Source organism: Streptomyces spinosus (assembly GCF_020400655.1).
Lineage (GTDB): Bacteria > Actinomycetota > Actinomycetes > Streptomycetales > Streptomycetaceae > Streptomyces > Streptomyces argyrophylli.
This window is the reverse complement of record NZ_JAINRC010000081.1, coordinates 1-348: the sequence shown is the minus strand read 5'-3', so window position 1 is coordinate 348 and position 348 is coordinate 1. Positions and strand designations below refer to the sequence as shown.

The 348-nt window shown below is 66.7% G+C and carries 1 protein-coding gene; it reads right to left on the bottom strand.

Annotated features, from left to right (window positions below):
- Nucleotides 1-348 (bottom strand): alpha-amylase family glycosyl hydrolase (locus LG395_RS41015; RefSeq protein ID WP_263983673.1); only part of this gene is annotated, 348 nt, incomplete at both ends.

Sequence of the window (348 nt, the reverse complement as noted above, 5' to 3'; positions counted from 1 at the left end):
GACTCCTGGAACCACGGGTGCTGGTCGCTGGTGTGGTTCATGACGAAGTCGATGATCACGCGCATGCCGCGCTGGTGCGCGGCGTCCACGAACTCCACGAAGTCGGCGAGGTCGCCGAACTCCGGGAGCACGGCGGTGTAGTCGGACACGTCGTAACCGCCGTCCCGCAGGGGGGACTTGAAGAACGGCGGCAGCCACAGGCAGTCCACGCCGAGCCACTGCAGGTAGTCGAGCTTGGCGGTCAGGCCCTTCAGGTCGCCGACGCCGTCGCCGTTGCTGTCCTGGAAGGAGCGGACCAGGACCTCGTAGAAGACGGCGCGTTTGAACCACTCCGGGTCCCGGTCCTTG